General features: G+C 38.8%; 14 protein-coding genes. 8 read left to right on the top strand and 6 right to left on the bottom strand.

All coding sequences use genetic code 11. The features are described from left to right. Nucleotides 1-2 precede the first annotated feature (2 nt). From AC1WHX_RS00450 to AC1WHX_RS00440, 3 genes are all read left to right on the top strand, one after another. The gene (locus AC1WHX_RS00450) at nt 3-632 is read left to right on the top strand and encodes an outer membrane beta-barrel protein (RefSeq protein WP_022391282.1); all 630 of its coding nucleotides are present in this window, start codon (nt 3-5) and stop codon (nt 630-632) included. A 191-nt stretch (nt 633-823) separates the two neighbouring features. Next, nucleotides 824-1,360, top strand: a complete 537-nt coding sequence (locus AC1WHX_RS00445) for a flavodoxin family protein (RefSeq protein WP_122337953.1) — start codon at nt 824-826, stop codon at nt 1,358-1,360. 65 nt (nt 1,361-1,425) lie between these two features. After that, nucleotides 1,426-2,400, top strand: coding sequence for an alpha/beta hydrolase (locus AC1WHX_RS00440; RefSeq protein ID WP_302545243.1), 975 nt, complete (start codon nt 1,426-1,428; stop codon nt 2,398-2,400). A gap of 355 nt (nt 2,401-2,755) precedes the next feature. Here the strand turns inward: AC1WHX_RS00440 and AC1WHX_RS00435 are convergent, their stop codons facing one another. The 4 genes from AC1WHX_RS00435 to AC1WHX_RS00420 form a co-directional block, all read right to left on the bottom strand. Further along, nucleotides 2,756-4,294, bottom strand: coding sequence for a hypothetical protein (locus tag AC1WHX_RS00435; RefSeq protein WP_481228791.1), 1,539 nt, complete (start codon nt 4,292-4,294; stop codon nt 2,756-2,758). Between the two features lie 266 nt (nt 4,295-4,560). Then, a complete protein-coding gene (locus AC1WHX_RS00430; RefSeq protein ID WP_009317809.1) occupies nt 4,561-4,812 on the bottom strand; it encodes a GlsB/YeaQ/YmgE family stress response membrane protein in 252 nt (83 codons plus the stop codon). A gap of 69 nt (nt 4,813-4,881) precedes the next feature. Beyond that, nucleotides 4,882-7,998, bottom strand: a complete 3,117-nt coding sequence (locus tag AC1WHX_RS00425) for an AAA family ATPase (protein ID WP_270214307.1) — start codon at nt 7,996-7,998, stop codon at nt 4,882-4,884. Nucleotides 7,999-8,002: 4 nt separating this feature from the next. After that, a complete protein-coding gene (locus AC1WHX_RS00420) occupies nt 8,003-9,256 on the bottom strand; it encodes an exonuclease SbcCD subunit D (RefSeq protein ID WP_481228790.1) in 1,254 nt (417 codons plus the stop codon). A 388-nt stretch (nt 9,257-9,644) separates the two neighbouring features. On the opposite strand from AC1WHX_RS00420, the gene AC1WHX_RS00415 reads away from it, so the two are divergent. Beyond that, nucleotides 9,645-11,693 (top strand): protein-disulfide reductase DsbD family protein, encoded by a 2,049-nt coding sequence (locus AC1WHX_RS00415; protein WP_122337956.1) that lies wholly within the window; start codon nt 9,645-9,647, stop codon nt 11,691-11,693. Between the two features lie 289 nt (nt 11,694-11,982). After that, a complete protein-coding gene (locus AC1WHX_RS00410; protein WP_122337957.1) occupies nt 11,983-12,447 on the top strand; it encodes a PepSY-like domain-containing protein in 465 nt (154 codons plus the stop codon). Nucleotides 12,448-12,518: 71 nt separating this feature from the next. Here AC1WHX_RS00410 and AC1WHX_RS00405 read toward each other — a convergent pair whose 3' ends face one another. Together AC1WHX_RS00405 and AC1WHX_RS00400 are read right to left on the bottom strand one after the other, a co-directional pair. After that, the gene (locus AC1WHX_RS00405) at nt 12,519-13,013 is read right to left on the bottom strand and encodes a dihydrofolate reductase (protein WP_122337958.1); all 495 of its coding nucleotides are present in this window, start codon (nt 13,011-13,013) and stop codon (nt 12,519-12,521) included. 44 nt (nt 13,014-13,057) lie between these two features. Further along, nucleotides 13,058-13,852, bottom strand: coding sequence for a thymidylate synthase (locus AC1WHX_RS00400; RefSeq protein ID WP_022391290.1), 795 nt, complete (start codon nt 13,850-13,852; stop codon nt 13,058-13,060). A 426-nt stretch (nt 13,853-14,278) separates the two neighbouring features. On the opposite strand from AC1WHX_RS00400, the gene AC1WHX_RS00395 reads away from it, so the two are divergent. The 3 genes from AC1WHX_RS00395 to AC1WHX_RS00385 are packed head-to-tail and all read left to right on the top strand — an operon-like array spanning nt 14,279 to nt 17,480. Then, nucleotides 14,279-14,953, top strand: coding sequence for an ABC transporter ATP-binding protein (locus tag AC1WHX_RS00395; RefSeq protein ID WP_009317800.1), 675 nt, complete (start codon nt 14,279-14,281; stop codon nt 14,951-14,953). Between the two features lie 7 nt (nt 14,954-14,960). Continuing rightward, nucleotides 14,961-16,205 carry an ABC transporter permease gene (locus AC1WHX_RS00390; RefSeq protein ID WP_303115566.1) on the top strand — a complete coding sequence of 415 codons (1,245 nt, stop codon included), beginning with the start codon at nt 14,961-14,963 and terminating at the stop codon, nt 16,203-16,205. Between the two features lie 15 nt (nt 16,206-16,220). Then, a complete protein-coding gene (locus AC1WHX_RS00385) occupies nt 16,221-17,480 on the top strand; it encodes an ABC transporter permease (protein ID WP_122337960.1) in 1,260 nt (419 codons plus the stop codon). Nucleotides 17,481-17,485: the final 5 nt, after the last annotated feature.

The following is a 17,485-nucleotide window of genomic DNA, read 5'->3' as shown; positions in this document are numbered from 1 at the left end:
AGATGAAAACAATAAAAAATATAGGATTGAAACTCGCCGTTATAATGGCGGTTTTCATGGCTGTTCCTGCGGTAGGACAAGCTCAGGTGAAAAAAGGTTATGCTAATGTCGACTGGCAATTCAACGTACCGCTAAGTAATAAATTCGCAAGCACTGCCAGTGGTTGGGGTATGAACTTTGAAGGTGGTTATTTTATCACCGATAATATTGGAGTAGGTCTTTTCTTGGCTTACAGTACGAATAATGAATATTTTGGGCAGAAAACACTGAATATTTCCGAAACAGCAGCAATGACCACAGATCAACAACACTCGTTGTTCCAATTGCCTTTCGGAGCGTCTTTCCGTTATCGTTTTGTTCCCGAAAGTCAGTTCATTCCTTATTTGTCATTGAAATTAGGTCCTGAATATAGTGAGATGTCATCATATTATAATGTGTATAAATCGCATGATTATGATTGGGGATTCTATATTTCTCCTGAAGTAGGTATTACAATGTATCCTACTCAGGACAAGTCAGTCGGTTTCCATGTAGCGTTATATTATAGTTATGCTACCAATAAAGGAAATGTTCTTACTTATTCGCTCGACGGATTAAATAACTTCGGATTCCGTCTCGGTTTGGCATTCTAAAACTATATATTATTTCCTAAAAGGTCATCGGGCAGATTGTCTGATGGCCTTTTTTATGTTATGAGATATTCATGTAAAAATTATTCTGATAGAAAAATCCGTAATTTGGTTAATAGAATCGGAGATTTATCTACAAGTCTGTAATAGAAGAGCTATTATTTTTGTGCCGAATAAAAACATTAAGCAAGAAAATGAAAAAAATATTGATTCTTTCATCGAGTCCGCGTCGTGGCGGTAACTCCGACACTTTGTGTGATGAATTTTTACGAGGAGCTACAGAAGCCGGTAATGAGGCAGAAAAGATCTTTCTTCGGGATAAAAATATTAATTACTGTACAGGATGTAGCGTGTGCAGTATGTATGGTAAGCCTTGTCCTCAGAAAGATGATATGTCCGAAATCGTAGAAAAAATGCTTGTTGCGGATGTTATTGTTATGGCTACTCCGGTATATTTTTATACGATGTCGGCACAAATGAAGACCCTTATCGATCGTTGCTGTGCACGTTATACAGAGATAAAAAATAAAGAATTCTTTTTTATTGTAACGGCGGCAGAAGACGATAAAGAAAAAATGTCACGTACGATCGATACTTTTCAAGGTTTTCTCGATTGTTTAGAGAATCCGGTGATAAAAGGAATTGTATTCGGTTTGGGAGTATGGAATATTGGCGAAATTAAGGGTAATGCTGCTATGCAAGAGGCATACGAAATGGGTAAAAATGTGTGATTCTATAAAAATAGGATAGGATGAATAGAAAATTATGTTTTTTGATATTTTTAATGTCGCTAATTATGAATACGCTTGGTGCTCAAAAAAATGATAAGACTTTTATCGTCAGTGATAAGGTAGAAGTTGAGAATGTCCGATATAAAAATCGTTTCGGAATTACGATTGCTGCAGATATGTATGTGCCGAAAGACTTTGACAAGTCTGAAAAATATCCGGCAATTGTCATAGGAACGCCTTATGGTGGGGTGAAGGAACAAGGTGCAGGTATTTATGCTATGGAACTTGCCGAACGAGGGTTTATAACTTTGGCTTTTGATGAGTCTTATAATGGAGAAAGCAGCGGTGAACCTCGCCATATTTCTTCTCCGGACATTTTTGTCGAGGATTTTAGTGCTGCGGTCGATTTTATCGGTACACGATCGTTTGTTGACCGAAATCGTATCGGTGTGATCGGACTTTGCGGGGGTGGAGGCTTTGCTGTTACGGCGGCCCAGGTAGATAAACGTATTAAAGCCGTTGCTACGGCAAGTATGTACGATATTAGTCGTGCAGATCATTACGGATGGAAAGATTCTATGACGAAGATTGAATATGATCGGATGCTCGAACGTCTCAGTGAGCAGCGTTGGAAAGATTTTGAGGCCGGAGAACCTGAGTATAATCCGTCATTTCCGGTCGAGACTGCGACAGAGATACCTGCAGGACTCGATTCGATAGGTGCTGAGTTTTGGGAATACTATGCTCTTAAACGAGGGCATCATCCTCGTGCCCGGGGAGGTTTTTCCGAAACGAGTCATTTATCGTTTATTAATTTCCCTCTGATGAACTATATCGAGACTATCTCTCCTCGTCCTTTACTTTTTATTATAGGAGAGAATGCGCATTCGCGTTATTTCAGTGAAGATGCTTATGAGCGGGCTGCTGAACCGAAAGAGCTTTATATCGTACCGGGAGCGCGCCATATCGACCTCTATGATCGTGCCGATATGATTCCTTTTGACAAATTAGAGACATTTTTTAAAGAAAATCTGAAGTGATTGTAAAATATTTGATGGATTGTTTTCTTTGGGTGTATTATAATCATTTAGTTTTTCGTAGGTTCTGAAAGATGAAATAGTAAGAGCTAGTCTAAATTTTCCAATAAAAAAATGCTATCAGGTCATTTTGCGTTTTCTTCCGGTCTTTTTCCTCGTTTTCCCTCGTCAGATAGCTCGCTATCATCCTCTTAAAAACAGAAAAACATACTCGGAAGAAATTCTCAAAACCTGACCCGAGTAAAATTTAAACAGGCTCTAAAAAATAATTTGCAGAATAAAGTTACCATCCGGAGTTCGAATGATTCTTCCGAATGGTAACTAAGTCTAAATTTTAGCAGGCTCTTAATTTATAAAGTTACTTTCCGATTTTACCGATCGGGTTTTCTATTGCTCCGGCGGCACACTTGTTATCGGTATAAGATCTTGTTTTTTGTAGTTGATCGACATATATGCCTACTTCTTTCAAATATTGTGTATTTCCGGCTTTTAGTGCTTGAGAATTGTCTTTTAAAGGAATACATTTTAGTTTTTGTATGCACTCGATCGGATTTTCCACAAGACCGCATGATATGCCGTTCGGGGTATAATTCATTTGGCTTTCGGCGGCAAAGCCGTCGCTTAATTTATTGCTGGATTCTGCTCCTATAAATGAATTTTTGATAACCAGTTCGTTTTCATTGACATCATTATATTGTATGGACAAGTCAGAAGGGCGTTCTCCTTTTTCGGTATTGCCTTCCAGAATGCAGTTATAGATGCGTTTGGTCATATTTACAGCTCTATTGTTGATGCGTACCCCTCCGCCGGATTGGGAGTCATTACCTACGATAGTGCAGTTGATAAGGTCGAATGTGCTTGTCGTCTCGGGAACTTGGTCGAGCATGATAGCTCCACCGGACATGGCTTTGTTTCCGTACATGGTCGTATTGATAAAGGTTACTTTATCTGTGCCCGAAGGTTGGCTGTTATCTACAATGCATACTCCACCCTGATATTTCAGGCATTGATTATTGTAAATGAGGCAGTTCTCAACCCGGAGATTTAAATTTTTATCTTTTACGAGATGTTTCAGACTGAATGCCGCACCATTCGTATCTACTTTATAGTTTCTGATAACCGAGTTGCGGAATACGATGTCATTGAAGTCTCCTTGTGTAGTAGTTTTTAGCACTCCGCCTTCTGATCCTGCATATATGCTGGCATCAGTTCCTTCAAAAGAACAACCGTCGGCAAGTAATGTTCCGTTACTGAAAAAGATATCACTACCTTCTTTGTTCAGATTACCTTTAAATATACATTTGTTAAGGGTCAACTTAGAGTCCGGATGATTTCCTTCGTAATAGATAGCGCCTCCTCGAGTAGTACTGTTATTCTGTTTATAGTTTCGATTGTCTATGAAAGCACAGTTGTCGAATGTGATTTTACCTCCCCGGATATAAGCACCTCCACCTTTATCTCCGCAAGGATCACCATTCTTTATAGTAAGGTTCTTGACAGTTAATCCGTCGTATACACCATCTAAGCGAAGGCAGCCTGTTCCGTTTCCGGAATTTGATTTTCCGTCAAATCCGCAGGTTTCTCGATTATCTCCTGTAATAGTCAACGCCTTGTTGGGAAATTTTACTCCTTGGTTACCTTTCAGGTTGTAGCATCCGTTTCCGTATTGATCAGAAGTCGGCTCTTTAGAAATATCGATAAATCCCGATACTTTGATTTCGTCGCCTTTATCTGCAAGCGATAAAGCTTTTGAGAGGGTTTTTACGGCAGTAGCAGGAGTTGTACCGTCATTTTTGTCTTTCCCATTAGATGATAGATAGATTTCTTTGGCAGAAGCCGTAGTAATGAGACAGCATAAGAGTAAAGAGGCTGCCTGTTTGAATGTACATGTTTTCATAAGTATATTTATTAGAAATAATAGTTCGGAAATAACTGTCGGTTAACATTATTGTAAATATGTGATGAGACGATTATTAGATCAATTATATTTTAATTAATTGGGGATTAATAATCGTGGAGAAGAAATAAGTGTAAAATTAGGTAGGTAATTATGCGACTATTTTTTAAGAACGGAGTTAAGAGCCTGTCGTCTGAATTTTACCCGAATCAGGTTTTGGGTTTCTTTAAACAGGCTCTAAATGAAAGAAAGCTCAGCGGAAATTTTTATTGTTTCTGTTTGGGTTGCATGAATGAAACCAGCCATAACAGAACAATAGCTCCGATTACGGATGTGATAAAGCTACCGATCGAGCCGACGGGAATAAGACCGAAAAGCCCGAACAACCAACCTCCGAGCAAACCGCCGATAATGCCGACTACCAAATTAACAACCAATCCGAAACCTCCGCCTCTCATAATTTTTCCGGCGACCCATCCTGCGAGAATACCGATCAATATGTACCATAAAAAACTCATGACAATCTGTTTTTAGAATTTATATGGTATAAACATTTTTACAGACTGTTTGGTTTTGTCATCTCTTTTTTATCCTGTTATCGATATCTTGCTTTTTCCGTTGTTTATTTTTTCTACTTGTATTTGCACAGCGATGCGTTCGGTCATTTCTTGCACGTGTGATATGACACCGATTTTTCTTCCTCCTGTTTGTAACCGTTCAAGAGCATCCATTGCAATACGCAGGGTATCTATGTCGAGAGAACCGAATCCTTCGTCGATGAACAAGGATTCGACTTGCATGCGGTTCGAAGATACGGAAGACAAGCCCAAGGCAAGAGCCAGAGAGATGAGGAAAGACTCTCCTCCCGATAGAGAGTGTACCGATCTTATTTCTCCTCCCATATCGAGGTCGGAGATTTGAAGCCCGAGTGTGTCCGGAATGCGTTGTAGTACATACCGTCTTGATAACTCTTGCAGATGTTTGTTTGCATAAGATAACAATATGTCGAGGGTATATCCTTGTGCGATTTTTTTGAATTTATCACCGCTTTGAGAACCTAATAGTTCATTTAGTTTATTCCACTTTTCCGAAACAAGACTTAACCGATCGAGTTCATTTGTAAACTGTTTTACTTTTTCTGAATTTCGTTGGTGGGATTGTAACAATACGGAAATCTCGGTATTTCTTTGTTGATATGATTTTATACTGTTATTAATCTCTTCAATTTGTTTTATCAAAGATTCATCATGATTTGTGCTTATAACTCCCGGATTATTCGATTCGTGAGTTTTAAGTTTGTTTTCTCTTTCGATAAGCGTTGCTTTACAGATGCTTTCTCGACGAGAAAGGTTTGCCAATTGTTCTCGTTCACGGGTAATCCATTCCGGAGACCGTGATAAGAGTTCCGGCAAGTCTTCTGACGAGAGACGGAAAGCCGAGGTATGGTTAAAATCGGAAATCCATATCTTTATGTTTTGCTTTTCCGTTTCGATTTCTTGTAAAAGCCGGTTAAGTTCGAGTTCGTTTGCTGCGGATATACCGTTTAGATGCTCTTGTTTTCCGGCAATATCGTTTAATGTTTTTCGAGAATCTTCGAGTTGTTTTGAAACTTCTTGTTTTCGTTTCTCATAATTTGTTTGTATATCGTTTGCCAGTCGTCCTTCAAATAAACTTTTTCTTTCAAATAAACTTTTTCTTTCTTCGAGCAGTTGAGACAATCGGGAAGACTCTGAGAGTTGTTGTCGCTCCCTCTCTTTTCGGGTCTCTGTCAATCGTTTGATAAGATCGGTTTTTGCAGAGAGCTTTTCGTTCGATGTATTTTGTTTTTCTGATAAACGAGAAAGAGATTCTTGTTTTATTTGCCAAAAGGACGCAGTTTCTTTTAATAGTTTTCCCAGTGTTTTTTCGTGCAGTAACTTTTCCCAATCAGGAAAAGTCTCGAAATATCCGGCAATATTTTCATGCGCATTTTTATACGATGTTTCGTAGTTCTGTATTAAAGTGCGGTATCGCTCGATAGAAATCGAGATTTGTCCGATTTCTTCCGAAAGGGAAGAGATCATTTTATCGGCATTTTCTTTGAGTTCTTCCAATTTTTCTGATTGTAAAGACTCTTCCGAAGTGTCGGTATTTTGTTTTATCGGATGGTGTATGCTCCCGCATACCGGGCACGGAGAGCCTTCGACAAGTCGGGAACGCCATAAAATGATTTCTTTGGGAAGATGTTTTTCCAGATTTTCACGTTCTGTTTTTGCTTGCGTTAATTTTTTCTCTTGCGCTTCGAGAGTTTTATTTAATGATATAAGTGTCTTTTCATTTGATAATTTCTGGTTGCGAGCGATCTCCGTTTCGTGGATTAAATTCAAAATCAAGCTTATGTGAGGGATTATATCTTTAAAGTGCTCGTGTTCGGTAAACCATTTCTTAATCTCTTTTATTTGAGTCTCGGTTGTAGATATATCCTTGTGCAGAGTTTCATATATTTGTTGCTCTGCGTCCAATTCTTTTGTAATCTTGTCTATATCGGACTTTAGAGTGTCGGTCTGTTTTTTCCCGTTCTCGATTCGTATATCCAGTTCACGAGCCCTTCTTAATTGAGGTTCTATAAGAATATAGGTATCTTCTATCTTTTTCAGTTGAGATTCGTTTTGCCTATAAACTTCTTCTGCTGTTTTATATTTTTCTGAAATTTCGTTTCGTTGTTTTTGTAACGTTTGATAGAGAATTTTGGCCTTAATATGTTGTTCTTCTGCTGTTTTTAGTTTCAGATAGTATTCTTTTATCGGTTGTATGCAGTCGATACGTTGCAGATAGTTGAAGCGGGGCTGAGCTTCAAGAAGTTCTTGTCGTATTTTTGTCAGATCGTTTTGTGCTTTTTCCTTTTCAAGGAAAAGTGTTTCTCGGTTTTTAATCCAATTCAATTTCTCTTCGATACTTTTTTGCTGTTTTTGCAAAAGAGAAAGAGATTCGATGATCGAGTTTTGCTCTGTTAAATATTGTTTTACGGTTTCTTCCGGCAGCAGTTCGATGTCTTTAATGCGGTTATGCATAAATTGCCATTGTTCTTCAGCATCTTTTGCACGCATGTATATTGTTTTCGATATACGGGAATAGATATCAGTTCCGGTAAGTTTTTCCAGCAATTCCGCTTTTTCGTTTTGTTTAGCTTTTAAAAAGGTAGAAAAATCATTTTGAGCTAATAGTACCGATCGAGTAAATTGTTCGAAATTCATGCCGAGCAGTTCTTGAATACGAGACAGAATCTCGGTTTTTGTACCTTGTATTTCTTCTTGATTATCGAGTCTGAATACCCGTATTTCGGCATTTTTTAATTTCCCGGTTATTTTATCTCTGGCGCGTGCCACCGACCAAGAACTACGGTAACAGAGACCGTTTAATGCCTTGAAATCTACCTCTGCATATCCATGTGTCGTACCTCTGCGCAAAATACTACGAGGATCTTTTTGTCCGATACTTTGTCCTTCGGTATCAGAAACCGATATACTGTCCGAACTGCCTTCGGTGCGGGGAGTTTTATCGAATAGAGCCAGACATAATGCATCGAGTAAAGTCGATTTGCCAGAGCCTGTAGCTCCGGTAATTGCGAATATTCCGGCAGAAGATAATGGTTCGGTTGTAAAATCTATTGTAAATTCCCCGGCTAACGAGGCGAGGTTTTTTCCTCGTATGGCTAATATTTTCATGTTCTCAAATCTCCGTTTGTTCGATTGCTTCTTTTAACAAGCTTTCTATATCTGTGGGCATTTCTGATCCGTATTTCTTCAAAAAAGCCTCCTTTGCCATCTCTATAGGACTGATCTTCTTAAACTCGTCATAATTTATTATCCGTTGCTCGCCTGATCCGGAAATGATTGTCGATTTTCGCAAAATACGAGTAAGACGTACTTGCTTATTCTCCAGTGCTTGTTCTATTTTATAATTAAGAGACGGTTCTGGACCATCGACCGATACAAGCACCTCTATATAATTTTTTGAAGACGGGTCTATGTGATCTATTGCCTGTAAAACTTTATCTATCGGTTCGGCTGTTTCGGGTATCGATTGCAGAGGAATCGGTGCATCGAAGATTTCTCGGTGTATATTTATAATTTTGTTTTTCTCTAATTCGATGACTTCGATACCGTGCTTATAATTTTTTTCAGCGAAAGACATCGGCAAAGGACTTCCGGCATAACGGACATTTTCTCGTTTCGAGACACGCTGCCCTTTGTGCAAATGGCCGAGAGCCGTGTAAGAAATGCCGGGAGCAAAGGCTTCGGGAGAAATGCACTCCAAACCGCCGATTACGGTACGTTCGCTCTGGTCGTCTTCTGAAATCTCAGATCCTGTGGCTTGCAGATGTCCCATAGCGATAATCATTTGGTCGAGCTCTGCATGCTTCAAAGCCTCGTTATATATGGCGTTATACAGATTTTTTACACCTTCTGCGTAACTGTCTGAAGGAGGATAATCTCCTTGTCTTATGTAGGGGACAGCCATACACCAAATGAGGATATTTCCCTCTTTATCATAAATGGGAACTAACAAATCTGAGTAGTCGATTCCGTCTTCATTTCTTTTTATAACACCTTTGATCGTGATGTTCATCGATTCCAACAAAGGCATGGGAGCTTCCAAGCGGGCAGCCGAGTCGTGGTTTCCCGATATAATTATGATTTGCAGTTGTGGATTTTCTTCAGTGGCCTTTCTCAGAAAATGGTAAAATAAACGTTGTGCCGAGGCCGGAGGATTAGGAGAATCGAAAACATCTCCGGCAATGAGCAGGGCATCGGCTTTTTCTCTTTTTATTACAGCACACAACCATTCAAAAAACATTTGATGTTCGTTGTCTCGGTTATATCCGTAAAATGATTGTCCTATATGCCAATCTGCCGTATGAATTAGTTTCATATATCGATTATGATCTTGATAAAACAAATGTACAAAACAAATTTGATTCATGTGAGCGTTTTTTAGGATCTGATTAAATTACTTTATCGGAAAATTTAAACGGGATTTATTTGTCGGGAGTTTAATAGATATAGGAATATCTCTAAAGTTCTATATTTATGGTACATTGGTAGTATAGATGAAAGGAATTTTGAAAGAGAGAATTTCAAATCTCGTTATCGGATTTATTTTGTAAAAACTGTTAATAAAGCAGGTGAAATTATATCAAATACCGTAGTCATTGAATAACTTTGTAGAAAGTAGGACTGGATTGTTTCAAAATAGGTTTTACAGATGTTTTGAAACAATCTTTTTTTCGGCTTTTCTGTTAATTATATAGAGTTGTTTTCTATGGATCAGAAGATTCCGGTAGTATGAGAAGTTAAAAAACTAAATGATAATGAAGAAATTATTTTCACTGTTGTTGCTTTTGTGTGTGAGTGTTATCAGCTATGCTCAAATTATCGACGCGGTACATTGGCGTTTTTCTGTAAAAGATATTTCCGATTCTGAAAAAGAGCTTGTATTTACTGCCAATATGGATGACGGATGGCATCTTTACGGAATGAATATTCCGGATGGAGGACCTGCGGCAACAACGTTTTCATTTGATGAGATACACGGTGCGGTCTTGGATGGCGGGGTAACCTCGTCGTCTCGTCTGATAAAAAAATATGATAAACAGTTCGAAATGGAACTCAGTTGGTATGAAAAGCAGGCCGTATTTATTCAGAAAATAAAATTGACGGCACCGACATTTTCTATAACGGGTAATGTGAGGGCAATGGCTTGTAATGACCAGAGTTGTCTTCCTCCGACGACTGAGGAGTTTACTTTTACGGGAAAAGGTACTCCTGCAGAAACAACGAAGCCGGAGTCTTTACAAAAAGAAAATATAAAATCAACATTTGAACCGGAACAAAAGAGCAGAATTTTGAAAGCCGATACACTTATGGCTGCCCGGGTTGTTGCTGTCGATTCTGCTACTGTTCACACAAAGAATTCGGAAAACGATTTGTGGACTCCGGTAATAGATGAGCTCAATGCTTTTGGCGAGAATGGCGGAACTGCCGAAAGATCGCTTCTGATTATTTTCTTTTTGGGATTCGGTGGAGGCTTGCTTGCCTTGCTTACTCCCTGCGTGTGGCCTATGATCCCGATGACTGTAAGTTTTTTCTTGAAACGTACGAAAGATCGTAAAAAATCGATAAGGGATGCTGTTATGTACGGTATTGCCATTATCGTTATTTATGTAGTGTTAGGTTTGATTATTACGGCTATTTTCGGGGCGAGTGCTTTGAATAATTTAGCGACGAATGCAATATTCAATATTATATTCTTTGCATTGTTGGTACTGTTTGCCATATCATTTTTCGGAGCGTTCGAATTAACGTTGCCGGCTTCATGGACTACAAAACTGGATAGTAAAGCCGATGCAACTACCGGTATTTTGAGTATCTCTTTTATGGCATTTACTTTGGTTCTGGTATCTTTCTCTTGTACCGGTCCTATTATCGGTACGCTTTTGGTTCAGGCGGCATCGATGGGTGAAATTGCCGGACCTGCGATCGGAATGTTGGGATTTGCAGTAGCATTATCTATTCCCTTCTCTTTGTTTGCCATATTCCCTTCTATGCTCAAGTCGATGCCTAAATCGGGAGGTTGGTTGAATTCTGTAAAAGTGGTATTAGGCTTCTTAGAACTGGCTTTGGCTTTAAAATTCTTGTCTGTTGCCGATTTGGCTTATGGCTGGCATATCCTTGACAGAGAGGTATTCGTGACTTTATGGATTATTATTTTTACTTTATTGGGATTTTATTTACTCGGTAAAATTAAATTTTCTCATGACAGTGATATAAAATATGTCTCTGTACCACGCCTTTTTATGGCAATTATTTCTTTCGCATTTGCTATTTATATGATTCCCGGCTTATGGGGAGCACCTTTGAAAGCGATCAGCGCATTTACTCCTCCGTTGAATACACAAGACTTTAATCTTTATAAGGAAGAAGTACATGCCAAATTTACGGATTATGATGAGGGTATGGCGTATGCCAAGAAAGTTAATAAACCGGTTATGATCGATTTTTCAGGATTCGGTTGTGTGAATTGCCGGAAAATGGAGGCTGCTGTATGGACTGATCCGGCCGTAAAAGCAGTGATCGATAATGATTATGTGTTGATTACTTTAATGGTAGATGACAAGACTCCCTTGTCTGAACCGGTAAAAATAGAAGAGTATGGAAAGATGCGTACGCTTCGTACGGTAGGGGATCGTTGGAGTTATTTGCAACGGTCGAAATTCGGTGCTAATGCACAACCGTTTTATGTTTTATTGGATACCGATGGTTATCCTATAGCTCCTTCGTATTCTTATAATGAGGATATTTCCGCTTATTTGAATTTCTTAAAAGGAGGAATCGAAACTTTCGAGAATAGAATCAAGTAATGATACTTGATCTTTATCGGTCTGAAATCCGCATTTTTTGTAAGATGCGGATTTTTCATTATGAATTAGAACCTGTCGTCTAAATTTTATTCGGGCCAGATCTGATAGTTTTTGAGAAAATGTTTTTTTTCTGTCTTTATGAGAGAGAACGCAAAAAAAGCCTGTAAATATTTATTTATCGGAAAATTCGGACAACCTCTTAAATGTAGTCAAATAATCTTAATCCCGTGAAACTTTTGCATGCTGCCTTGTTATCCCAATGTATTACAAATGCTAAATCGAAAAGACGATGAAATTGAAATCTATTGGGATAGTTACAATATTATTATTTTCGGTCATGGGAATATTTTTCTCGTGTGATGATGACGATAAAAAAATCGTTTATAATAATTTGCCGGTCGAGAGTCGACATTTTATAGAGAATTATTTCTCCGGGGTAGATGTGACTTCAGTTGAGAAAGAGGACGGAGAGCCTCATTATAAAGTGGAGCTTGCAAACGGTTTTGTATTGCGATTTTACAGGAATGGCGGATGGCAAGAAGTAGATGGAAATGGCGTTGAAATTCCAGGGCCTGTCTTGTATGATCTGTTACCGGGAGCTATTTTGACGTATGTCGCCCAAGAATATCCGGATGCTTCTATTGTTGAGATCAGCCAGCATAGTTATGGTTATGAGGTAAATCTTGAAACCCAACCGGAGGTGAAATTGAAATTTAATCGTGATGGAGGAATTATCACTGAAATTGTGGACTGATTGATAAATAGATGATTAAACCCGGAAACATCACTTAAAATATAGAGAGATGTTTCCGGGTTGTTTTTGTATTATTTCTTTTCGTAAATAACAAAGGAGTAAGGATAAGAATGTTTTTTGTCTGCCGGATGATCTTCCCGAAAGACCTCTTTCCATTTATTAGGATCTATGACCGGGAAAAATGTATCGGCATTTTCAAACTTATGATGAATTTCCGTAATATACAATTTGTCAGCCATTTCGATAGTTTGTTTGTATATCATGGCTCCTCCGATGATAAAAACTTCATCTTGCGATTCGCATAGATTCAGTGCATCTTCTATAGAAGAACAAGCAAAGGCGTTGTCATAAAATGATTCGGGAATAGAAGTAAGAACCAAATTTTTACGATTAGGTAATGCCCCGTCGGGAAGGGATTCGAATGTACGGCGTCCCATGATAACGGCATGATTTACGGTCAAGTCCTTAAACCGTTTCAGATCGTTGGGCATATGACACAAAAGCTCTTTATTTTTGCCGATAGCCATGTCTTCAGCTACTGCGGCGATTAAAGAAATTGTTGGCATAATATTATCTGTATTAGGTTATTATTAAATAGTTTTGCCGAAACTTATACCGCAACCTCTCCTTTTATATGAGGATGCGGATCGTATCCGGTAAGTGTAAAATCTTCATATTTGAATCCGAATATATCCTTTACATTCGAATTTATTTCTATTTGAGGTAATGGACGAGGCGCCCGGGTCAATTGTAATTTTACCTGTTCGATATGATTACTATAGATATGGGCATCTCCCAATGTATGAACAAAATCTCCGGCTTTTAATCCGGTAACTTGTGCCATCATTTTTAATAACAAAGCGTATGATGCAATGTTGAACGGAACACCTAAAAAGATGTCGGCACTACGTTGGTAGAGTTGCAGACTTAAGCGTCCGTTTGCTACATAAAATTGGAAAAACGCATGGCATGGAGGTAAATTCATCTGAGGAAGATCTGCGACATTCCATGCACTTACGATTATCCTGCGAGAATCGGGATTGTGTTTGATTGTTTCCACAGCTTCGGTTATCTGATCTATATGGCCACCGTTATAATCAGGCCATGATCGCCATTGATAACCGTATATATGTCCCAAATCACCGTTTTCATCGGCCCATTCATTCCATATCCTTACTCCATTATCTTGAAGATATTTGACATTTGTATCACCTTTAAGAAACCATAGAAGTTCGTATATAATCGATTTCAAATGCAGTTTTTTTGTTGTCAATAGCGGAAAACCATCTTCCATATTGAATCGCATTTGGTGTCCGAATACACTGATCGTACCTGTCCCGGTACGGTCTTCCTTATGAGTCCCTTCCTGCAATACACGTTGTAAAAGATCTAAATATTGCTTCATGTTCGGTAGTTAATAGGAATACAAAAATAGTAATTCTATGTCAATTATTATATAGAAAAGAAATATATTTGGGCGGGTTAACATTTAATTTGTAGTATCGGTTTGTTTTTATGGGCCGGTTTATATGGCTTTTATCGACATGACTATCTTCTTGTTGGGGTGTTATCGAATTTTCATCGATCCGATTTCTATAGGCTTTTTTATAGTTTTTAATCATAAATGTTAAATTATGCTGTTTTATTTGTGTTTAATGGTACTATGTATTACATGGTACTTTATATTTTATATATTTGTGGAGTAGAATAAGAGGTAGATTTGAGTCTGTTAAAATTTTGTACAGATATTTTTTTTGACTAAAAATTATTATTTGCAACCTTTAGATCTGTAAAATACGTCTAAAATTAAAATTATATAGAATATTTGACTATGATACGCCTTGAGCAAATTCACAAAACTTACCATAATGGTTCTCCATTACATGTACTGAAAGGTGTCGATTTGGAGATCGGCAAGGGGGAGTTGGTTTCGATAATGGGGGCATCCGGATCTGGAAAGTCCACTCTGTTGAATATATTGGGTATCTTGGATGATTATGACTCGGGTAATTATTATTTGAATGATGTGCTTATTAAGAATTTATCGGAGACTAAAGCTGCTGAATATCGTAATCGAATGATCGGATTTGTTTTTCAATCATTCAATTTGATATCTTTTAAAAATGCAATGGAGAATGTTGCTCTTCCTCTATATTATCAAAATGTATCACGTAAAAAAAGAAATATGCAGGCAATGGAATATCTCGAAAAAATGGGACTTAAAGAACATGCTTTGCATCTACCTTCAGAATTATCCGGAGGTCAGAAACAGCGGATTGCCATAGCAAGGGCACTGATTGCCCGTCCGCAGATTATATTGGCTGATGAGCCGACCGGAGCGTTGGACAGTAAGACGAGCCAGGAGGTTATGGATCTGTTGAAAGAAGTGAATAGAGAAGGAATGACTTTGGTTGTCGTAACTCATGAGAGAGATATTGCCACTCAGACGAATAAGATCGTTCATATCAAAGATGGGATTATCGGTTCGGTCGAAATTTTAAGATAAAACGAGTATGTGGAACATTGTTCAAGAAATATGGGGAGCTTTACGTAATAATAAATTACGAACATTCTTGACCGGATTTTCTGTTGCTTGGGGCATTTTTATGCTTATTCTGTTATTGGGGGCAGGTAACGGGCTGAAGAACGGGGTGCAGAGTAAATTTTCATGGCGTGCAAAGAATGCCGTAGCATTATGGACGGGAAAGACTTATCTTCCGTATAAAGGTATGCCTAAAAACAGACAAGTAAGTTTCCGTCCTGAAGATGTTTCCGAGTTTCGTAAACTTCACCCGGAGGTTACCCGTTTTACAGCCGTTCTTGATCGTTGGGGAGATACTTTGTCGGTAGGAAAAGAATCTATGTTTAATTTGATAAAGGCTGTTTCTCCCGAATATCCATCTATTCGTAATGTAGAGATTGTAGCGGGAGGAGGGCGTTTTATTAATGAAGCTGATATGAAAATGGCTCGTAAAGTAGCTGTAATTCACGAGCGTACGGCCGAGACGTTATTTAAATCCAAACCAGCTATAGGACAGCAGATCAAAGCCGGAAATATCGTCTATAAAGTTGTCGGCATTTATACGGAAGAACTTATGCAGAGTTCGCCAGATGTATTTATTCCGTTATCGACTGCCGGGAAAATTTATTTTCCTGACGAAAAATATAAGAGCTTGGAGATTTTGGTCGAAGGTGTAAACTCGTTAGAGGAAAATGCTGCTTTTGAACGAGGGATGCGGGAAACGTTGGGCCAGCTCGGAGATTTTTCTCCGGATGATAGGAGTGCGTTGTATGTCAGTAATACGATATCGAATTATTTGCAGACACAGGGAATATTTAACGGAATCCAGATTTTTATTTGGATTATCGGCATCGGAACTCTTATCGCCGGGATTGTAGGGGTTAGTAATATTATGTTGATCTCGGTAAAAGAGCGGACTCGGGAACTAGGAATCCGAAAAGCATTAGGTGCTACTCCAGCTTCGATTTTGAGACTGGTCGTGATTGAATCGGTGTTTGTAACACTTTTTTTCGGCTATTTGGGAATGATTGCAGGAATCGGTTTGACGGAAGGTGTGAATGCTTTGTTGGTTGGAGGAGGAATGAATAAGGATATGATATTTCAGAACCCTACGGTAGATCTTTCGATAGCTGTTTCTGCTACGTTGGTTCTTGTTGTGTCCGGAGTTCTTGCCGGATATTTTCCGGCTCGGAAAGCCGTACGGGTAAAACCGATAGAAGCATTGCGGAGTGAATGATTAAGTTTTGAAGTTATGTTTGATAAAGATAGATGGCAGGAAATATGGCTTACGATCACGCGGAATAAAATCCGTAGTCTTTTGACTGCATTTGGGGTGTTTTGGGGGATATTTATGTTAGTTCTCATGTCAGGATCGGGAAACGGGCTTGAAGAAGGGATAATTTCCGGGGTGAAAGATTTTCCGAAAAATTCTTGTTATTTCTTCTCTGAGAGGACCTCTAAAGCTTATGCCGGTTTTGCAAAAGGGCGTAATTGGTCTATACATACGTCGGATGTGGAAGTACTGAGGGAGCGTTTTCCCGAAATAGAGCGAATATCTGCTATTATGTTTGAGTGGAATGAGAAAAATACGTTGCGAAATAATAAATATGGGGCTTATATGGTAAAAGGGCTTTCTCCTGATTACCTTTTTATAGAACCCCAACGTATGCTTTATGGGCGCTATATAAATGAAGTGGATATTAGGGAGAGGCGAAAAGTCTGCGTAATAGGGGAACAGGTGTATCAAGAGATGTTTATGCCGGGAGAGAATCCGTTAGGAAAGTTGTTACAGATAAATGGAGTGGCTTATCGGGTAGTAGGTGTGAATATTCCGGTAACGAAAATACAGATCGGAGGCCGTTCCGAAGCATCTATTATTTTACCGTTTAGTACTATGCAGCAGGGTTATAATAGAGGGGACAAGATAGACTGTGTAGCATTGTCTGTAAATGAAAAGTTTTCGGTTTCTGCTTTGGAGGAGGAAATGAAAAATGTCGTTAAGAAGCATAATCAAATCTCTCCTGACGATTTGCAAGCCGTCGGCAGTATAAATGTTGAGAAAGAATTTAAAATGTTTTACTCTTTATTCGGTGGGATAAATATTCTGATTTGGATTGTAGGAATAGGGACATTGTTGGCTGGGGCGGTAGGTGTGAGTAATATTATGTTGGTGACCGTACGGGAACGGACTAAAGAGATCGGTATCCGTCGGGCATTGGGAGCTTGTCCTCGTTTTATATTGATGCAAATTATGTCCGAAAGTCTCATCTTGACATTGCTGGCCGGTTTTTTCGGTTTGTTTATGGGGGTAGCTCTTCTATATGTGGTGGATATATTTATGCAAAACATGTTGCAATCCGGAGAACAGATATTTTTTGCTCCACCTCAAATTTCTTTTGCAACAGCGGTTTCGGCATCGATAGTCTTGATCGTTACCGGTTTGTTGGCGGGATGCCTGCCTGCATGGAGAGCTTTACAGATAAAAGCAATAGATGCGATACGGGAAGAATAAATAAG

The organism is Coprobacter sp. (genome assembly GCF_982436375.1).
The sequence above is the reverse complement of the archived record's forward strand: the minus strand, read 5'-3'. Positions and strand labels throughout refer to the sequence as shown.

What these genes read in the sequence shown, in the direction of transcription:
- AC1WHX_RS00440 (WP_302545243.1), top strand. Translation starts at nt 1,426, where the DNA reads ATGAATACGCTTGGTGCTCAAAAAAATGATAAGACTTTTATCGTCAGT.
- AC1WHX_RS00420 (WP_481228790.1), bottom strand. Translation starts at nt 9,256, where the DNA reads ATGAATCAAATTTGTTTTGTACATTTGTTTTATCAAGATCATAATCGA.
- AC1WHX_RS00430 (WP_009317809.1), bottom strand. Translation starts at nt 4,812, where the DNA reads ATGAGTTTTTTATGGTACATATTGATCGGTATTCTCGCAGGATGGGTC.
- AC1WHX_RS00435 (WP_481228791.1), bottom strand. Translation starts at nt 4,294, where the DNA reads ATGAAAACATGTACATTCAAACAGGCAGCCTCTTTACTCTTATGCTGT.
- AC1WHX_RS00425 (WP_270214307.1), bottom strand. Translation starts at nt 7,998, where the DNA reads ATGAAAATATTAGCCATACGAGGAAAAAACCTCGCCTCGTTAGCCGGG.
- AC1WHX_RS00445 (WP_122337953.1), top strand. Translation starts at nt 824, where the DNA reads ATGAAAAAAATATTGATTCTTTCATCGAGTCCGCGTCGTGGCGGTAAC.
- AC1WHX_RS00385 (WP_122337960.1), top strand. Translation starts at nt 16,221, where the DNA reads ATGTTTGATAAAGATAGATGGCAGGAAATATGGCTTACGATCACGCGG.
- AC1WHX_RS00405 (WP_122337958.1), bottom strand. Translation starts at nt 13,013, where the DNA reads ATGCCAACAATTTCTTTAATCGCCGCAGTAGCTGAAGACATGGCTATC.
- AC1WHX_RS00415 (WP_122337956.1), top strand. Translation starts at nt 9,645, where the DNA reads ATGAAGAAATTATTTTCACTGTTGTTGCTTTTGTGTGTGAGTGTTATC.
- AC1WHX_RS00395 (WP_009317800.1), top strand. Translation starts at nt 14,279, where the DNA reads ATGATACGCCTTGAGCAAATTCACAAAACTTACCATAATGGTTCTCCA.
- AC1WHX_RS00450 (WP_022391282.1), top strand. Translation starts at nt 3, where the DNA reads ATGAAAACAATAAAAAATATAGGATTGAAACTCGCCGTTATAATGGCG.
- AC1WHX_RS00400 (WP_022391290.1), bottom strand. Translation starts at nt 13,852, where the DNA reads ATGAAGCAATATTTAGATCTTTTACAACGTGTATTGCAGGAAGGGACT.
- AC1WHX_RS00410 (WP_122337957.1), top strand. Translation starts at nt 11,983, where the DNA reads ATGAAATTGAAATCTATTGGGATAGTTACAATATTATTATTTTCGGTC.
- AC1WHX_RS00390 (WP_303115566.1), top strand. Translation starts at nt 14,961, where the DNA reads ATGTGGAACATTGTTCAAGAAATATGGGGAGCTTTACGTAATAATAAA.